The organism is Photobacterium sp. OFAV2-7 (assembly GCF_022347985.1).
Taxonomy (GTDB): domain Bacteria; phylum Pseudomonadota; class Gammaproteobacteria; order Enterobacterales; family Vibrionaceae; genus Photobacterium.
In genome coordinates this window covers 1-6,217 of the sequence record NZ_JAKRFQ010000239.1, presented here as the reverse complement: position 1 = coordinate 6,217, position 6,217 = coordinate 1, and the positions used below count along the sequence as shown (strand labels likewise).

Sequence of the window (6,217 nt, the reverse complement as noted above, 5' to 3'; positions counted from 1 at the left end):
TGATCCGCAGAATGATTGTCAGGCCGTTACGCCGAGTGTCAGAATACATGAAGCAAACTAGTGTCAACAAAGATTTAAGCGGCCGCCTCAATGAAACCCGGACCGACGAAATCGGCGAGCTATGCCATAGCTATGATCAGATGCTGGATAACTTCTCTGCCAGTCTGCAACAGGTACAAAATACCTCGGAATCACTTACCCTGCAGGCCAATCAGTTAATCAATGTATCGGCAGATACCACTAATGCCGCTGACAGTCAGCGCAATGAAACGTCTGAAATGTTTGTTGCCATTGATGATATGCAACACCAGCAGCATGATATTGAGCAACGCACCACGGAAGCCGCAAACTTGAGCCAAAGCGCCTCTCAATCAGCAATTCTGGGTACACAACTGGCCAACGATGCCGGCAATGACATCAAAGTTCTGGTCTCCGACATCGAAAACGTCAAAAGCCGTATTGATAACCTGAATGAGCAAAGCCAGCAGGTCGCCAGTATCCTAGACGTGATCCGCTCCATTGCCGAACAAACTAACCTACTGGCTCTGAATGCCGCGATTGAGGCTGCCCGTGCTGGCGAGCAGGGCCGCGGTTTCGCCGTCGTCGCCGAAGAAGTTCGCAACCTGGCCAACCGTACCCATCAGGCAACCGGGGATATCCAGTCAATTATCGAAGCGCTGCACAATGATTGCGAAGCGTCAGCCAATGCTGTCGAAGCAACCTGTCAGACCGCCCATAGCAAAATGGCGACCATCGAGCAGTTGTCCCATGCATTGTCCGAAATAGGTAGCGGCATTCAGGTAGTCAATAACCACGCCAACGATATTCAGCAGCAAAGTTCTGCCCAGGCCAATATGGCCGATTCCATCAGAACAAAAGTCGAAACTATCACCAGTCATGCAGACGATACCTCCGCTCATGCACTACAATCTCGTGAGATTAGTGTAAATCTTGAGCAGTTGGCCGAACAACTAGAGCGATTACTTCATCAATTTACCCTTTCAAGTGATAACAAAGCTTGATGCTTGACGTAAGACAGGTAATATTGCTCTTTCGGACTGTATCTTTAAGTACAGATCTATAAAGTGCCTTAACGGAGAATAATTTAAACATGACTTACGCGCCTGTAACAGACGTATTAAGCGGAAAGCTAGCAGTAGACACTGAAGTCACTGTTCGTGGTTGGATCCGCTCACGTCGTGATTCCAAAGCTGGAATCTCTTTTCTTGCCATTTATGACGGCTCTTGTTTCGACCCGATTCAGGCCGTGGTCCCAAATGAGTTAAATAATTACCAGGAAGAAGTACTTAAACTGACAACTGGTTGCTCTGTTGAGGTGACTGGCAAGATTGTTGAATCACCGGCTAAAGGTCAGGACTTCGAGCTTGCGGCAACTGAAGTAAAAATCGTTGGCCTGGTTGAAGACCCAGATACTTACCCAATGGCTAAAACACGTCACTCTATCGAGTACCTTCGTGAAGTGGCTCACCTGCGCCCGCGTACTAACGTGATCGGTGCGGTTGCACGTGTACGTAACTGCCTGTCTCAAGCGATCCACCGCTTCTACCACGAGCAAGGCTTCTTCTGGATGTCTGCGCCGCTAATCACAGCCTCTGACTGTGAAGGTGCCGGTGAAATGTTCCGCGTATCTACTCTAGATATGGTGAACACACCGATGACTGACGCGGGTGAAGTTGACTTTGACAAAGATTTCTTTGGTAAAGAAACCTTCCTGACTGTATCTGGCCAGCTAAACGCAGAAGCTTACGCTTGTGCACTGAGCAAGGTATACACGTTCGGCCCGACTTTCCGTGCTGAAAACTCAAACACCAGCCGTCACCTGGCTGAATTCTGGATGGTTGAACCAGAAGTTGCATTCGCTGAGCTTGATGACGTAGCAAAACTGGCTGAAGACATGCTGAAGTATGTATTCAAAGCGGTACTGGAAGAACGTCGTGATGATCTTGAGTTCTTCGCGCAGCGTATCAACAAAGATGCAATTACTCGCCTAGAGCAGTTTGTAACTTCAGATTTTGCACAGGTTGACTACACTGACGCTATCCAGATCCTGAAAGATTCTGGCCGTGAGTTCGAGTTCGATGTTGAGTGGGGCATCGATATGTCTTCTGAGCACGAGCGCTACCTTGCAGAAGAACACTTCAAAGCACCTGTTGTTGTGAAAAACTACCCGAAAGACATCAAAGCGTTCTACATGCGCATGAACGACGATGGCAAGACAGTAGCCGCAATGGACGTATTGGCGCCGGGTATCGGTGAAATCATCGGTGGTTCTCAGCGTGAAGAACGCCTGGAGCTTCTTGACAAGCGTATGGTTGAAATGGGCATCGACCCTGAGCACATGAGCTGGTACCGCGACCTACGTCGTTACGGTTCTGTACCTCACTCAGGCTTCGGTCTTGGCTTCGAGCGTCTGGTAACTTACGTAACTGGTATGGCTAACATCCGTGACGTAATTCCATTCCCACGTGCGCCACGCTCTGCAAACTTCTAATCTCAGTTAGAAGTGCACAGGAACCTATCTCACAGGACGAGCTTTGCTCGTCCTGTTTGTTTTCAGCCTTGCTATACCATTTCTTATAAACCTGGTTCCAACCAGCCCCCTACATAACTGACCGTAATATCGACAAGTGGAATATCACAGATAGCGAACAGAGTCAGACGAATAGACTTACTCATTCGCATCGAATAAGCTTATGCCTATCCGCTTGTGTGCCCTAAGCACCAGCATTAAACCCGATGAGCCTATTATGATCAGAGAAACTACCCTCGCGCCAGCAAGCCTGTGGGCCAAACCCTTCGTTTCAGAAGTCGCTGAAATTATCAACCTGCTAAAAGAGTATGGGTATGATTCAGCAACCCTCGCCCGTTTAACTGGCCTACAAGAGAAAAAAATCTCTGATTGGATGTCCCGCTACAAGCGTGAACCTGAGAATATTTCTAATATTCCCTACCCTTGCTGGTGTTTTCTCGTAGCCCTTGCAGGACGCCCGAATATTCAAAATAACGGTCAGCCTATTGATGTCGATGCAAGGAAGGTAATGCGCGCATTCAAGCCAACAGCGTTTAAAAATAGAAGCATTTTTGAAATGCCTAGCGAGAAAGAATTTAAGCGCATTATTGGTGACAACATCTTCACCGGCATAACGGTAGAAAGCCTTTGTGACACCTTTCAGTGGAAACCAGCTCAACTCTCTGAAAGCCTGGAAAAAGGAACGCTTCCTTTCTTAAATTGGTGTCTTATTCTCATGCTTTGCGGTTTCAATATCCAAAAAATGCTGCTGATTCAGCATGAGGGAGAAATCTCGCTGGATGAACAGCTCAGCTAAGGCGGTTCCAACTATAACAAAGGCCACCCTTCCCTTGGGTAGCCTTTGTTTATCACACTAAATCGATGTGTTTAATCTCAGTATTACTCTGCAGAACCCGGACGGAACTTCTGCTGAACACCAAGCAGGAAGTTACGCAGAATCTGATCTTTACATTCACGGTAATGCTTGTTGTCTGGTTTTCGGAAAAAAGCGCTTAGCTCATGCTTGCTCATATGGAAATCAACCGATTCCATAATTTCAAGTATATCTTCAGCCTTGAAATTCAACGCAATACGCAACTTCATGAAAATCATGTTATTGGTTAGACGTGACTCAGGCTCAGGCTGGACGCCCTCCTTCTTGCCGCGTTTTGTATTAATCAGGCCATTGAGGAAAATCGCCAGTTCACGGTCAGTACACTTCTTAAATGCAGCATCATCATCTTTCTTCAACCAGTCGCTAACTTGCTCTCGGGTTACCTCATGGTCCGCGGCAGCAAAAATGCTGATCATTGCCGCATCGTTATAATCAAAGGTATAGCGAATACGTCGCAAGATGTCGTTGTTAAGCACAGTAAATCCTAGTATTAGTGCAGCATTGCCAAAATGACGTACTGCGAAATTGCCCGCTACTTTACCAGATAATAGCCCCCATTAGTTACAAACGCTGATTTAAAGCTGCTATAGTGGCCACCACTCAGATCAAGCGAAGAAACAAAGCACATGAACACGCAACCCAATAACCCGCTGCACGGTATTACCCTGCAAACCCTACTCGGCGAGCTGGTTGATCACTATGGATGGGAAGAACTGGGCAGGCTGGTTAACGTCCGCTGCTTCAACAATGACCCGAGCATGAAGTCGAGCCTGAAATTTCTCCGCCGTACTGAATGGGCACGAAAAGAAGTCGAACAGCTATACCTTGATACCTTCTTTATCTAGGAACGTATAAGCCGTGACAAGTCACAAATGCTGTCGTCATTAAATACCCAAAAGGCCAGCCGCGTAACCGGGCTGGCCTTTCTGAACAGAAGACGCTTGAAAGAAAGCGCTGAATTAGACCGTTTCAGGCTTCAGCTTAACTTGCTCCGAAGCGGAGTTCGGCTCATCTTCATCCTTAACTACTGAGACCATCAGACCGGCAAAGATCATTGAAGCACCGCCAAGCACTATCGCCATCATGGTATTGCCACCAAAAGCCCAACGAGTGATAAAGCCAAGTACGCCAGCAGCAAGGATCTGCGGCAGCACGATAAAGAAGTTGAAGACCCCCATATAGAATCCCATTTTCTTTGCTGGCAGCGCACCGGCCAAAATCGCATAAGGCATACACAGGATGCTGGCCCACGCCAAGCCTATTCCCACCATATTGAGCATCAGCATCGATGGTGTTTCGATCAGAGAAATTGAGGCAAGGCTCAGGCCACCGATAATCAGACTCAGGCTATGCACAAACTTACGGCTGGTGCGCTGGGCAAGCCAGGGTAAGGCAAATGCAGCCAATGCCGAAATACCATTGTAGGTTGCGAAACACAAACCAACCCAGTCCGCCCCTTCGTTATACACCACTGAGCTGGTGTCAGAGGTACCGAAGATGTGAGATGTCACCGCCGAAGTGGTATAGATCCACATCGCAAACAACGCGAACCAAGAAAAGAACTGCACCACAGCGAGCTGAACCATTGTCTTTGGCATCGCCTTGATATCAGTGATGATCTCTTTCAGGCTGGCTTTTTCTTCTGGTTCAAACTGTTCGTTATTAAACTTAGCCAACTCCTGTGGTGAATACTCCTTAGTACGAATTACCGTCCATAAGATGGAGGCAATAAACACCACGGCACCACAAATAAAGGAGATTTTGACCGACGGCGGTACCTCACCTACTGACGCTGTATTTGACACATCAAACACGTTTGTTAGTAGATAAGGCATGGCTGAGGCGACAACTGATCCCACACCGATAAAGAATGTTTGAACCGCAAAGCCCTGTGTTCGCTGCTCAGAAGGCAAGTTGTCGGCCACCAGCGCACGGAAAGGCTCCATCGAAATATTTATCGATGCGTCAAGAATCCACAGCATACCTGCGGCCACCCATAAATACGGGGAATATGGCATAACAATCAGCGCTACCGAAGAGGCTACCGCCCCGAACAAAAAGTACGGGCGACGACGGCCTAATCCTGACCAGGTACGGTCACTGAAGTATCCAATAATAGGTTGTACGAGTAACCCCGTAAGCGGTGCAGCAATCCATAAGATAGGGATTTGATCAATGCTTGCTCCCAGTGTTTCAAAGATTCGACTGACATTGGCATTTTGCAAACCAAAGCCAAATTGAATTCCCATGAAACCGAAGCTCATATTCCATATTTGCCAAAACGAAAGGCGTGGCTTTTCCATTAATATATCCCCGATATATACCACCGCAGTCTGAAACTTTATTGCGACAGCGGTAACTTCCAACTCCAGGCTGAATATGACGAACAATGTAAGAATTGTGATTTGGTATGTTTATCGTCTGTATGTTATTAAAGCAGGGCTTTTTATATCCTTTAGTACAATAAACAGACCGAATTCATCATATTTGACCGTTTCCATCGGAGAGCAATCCTATTGGAAGCCACCCCCTACCATCTGTGATCAATTTCACACCAACAACGTCAGATATCGCCAAATGTTGTAAAATTACACGCATTCATTTTTAAACAACGAAAAAACAATCAAAAAGTGTATTTTCGCACCTCTATAAGTGGCTAAATGTCGTAATTTTATTGCAAATGAAATTGGTAACGATTGTCAAAAACTGGTGAAGATTAACCAAAAGCTATAACTATGAGCGACTTTGAAAAATCTTTCATGAAATTGTTGCATTTTGTTGTCAATACTTAC

The 6,217-nt window shown here is 46.7% G+C and carries 6 protein-coding genes; 4 read left to right on the top strand and 2 right to left on the bottom strand.

All coding sequences use genetic code 11. The annotated features are described in order from the left end of the window. From MHN01_RS13355 to MHN01_RS13345, 3 genes are all read left to right on the top strand, one after another. Positions 1 to 1,022 (top strand): methyl-accepting chemotaxis protein (locus tag MHN01_RS13355; protein ID WP_239411796.1); only part of this gene is annotated, 1,022 nt, incomplete at its 5' end. A gap of 89 nt (positions 1,023 to 1,111) precedes the next feature. Continuing rightward, complete coding sequence (gene asnS, locus MHN01_RS13350; protein WP_239411795.1) at positions 1,112 to 2,512, top strand: asparagine--tRNA ligase; 1,401 nt, start codon at positions 1,112 to 1,114, stop codon at positions 2,510 to 2,512. 256 nt (positions 2,513 to 2,768) lie between these two features. Next, on the top strand, positions 2,769 to 3,347 hold the full coding sequence (locus MHN01_RS13345) for a hypothetical protein (RefSeq protein WP_239411794.1): 579 nt from the start codon (positions 2,769 to 2,771) through the stop codon (positions 3,345 to 3,347). An 83-nt stretch (positions 3,348 to 3,430) separates the two neighbouring features. On the opposite strand, the gene MHN01_RS13340 is transcribed toward MHN01_RS13345, so the two are convergent. Then, positions 3,431 to 3,901, bottom strand: coding sequence for a DUF1456 family protein (locus tag MHN01_RS13340; protein ID WP_239411793.1), 471 nt, complete (start codon positions 3,899 to 3,901; stop codon positions 3,431 to 3,433). A 150-nt stretch (positions 3,902 to 4,051) separates the two neighbouring features. Here MHN01_RS13340 and MHN01_RS13335 point away from each other — a divergent pair, with 150 nt between their 5' ends. After that, the gene (locus MHN01_RS13335; protein ID WP_075766448.1) at positions 4,052 to 4,270 is read left to right on the top strand and encodes a VF530 family DNA-binding protein; all 219 of its coding nucleotides are present in this window, start codon (positions 4,052 to 4,054) and stop codon (positions 4,268 to 4,270) included. A 114-nt stretch (positions 4,271 to 4,384) separates the two neighbouring features. Here MHN01_RS13335 and MHN01_RS13330 read toward each other — a convergent pair whose 3' ends face one another. Further along, positions 4,385 to 5,728 (bottom strand): MFS transporter, encoded by a 1,344-nt coding sequence (locus MHN01_RS13330; RefSeq protein WP_239411792.1) that lies wholly within the window; start codon positions 5,726 to 5,728, stop codon positions 4,385 to 4,387. Positions 5,729 to 6,217: the final 489 nt, after the last annotated feature.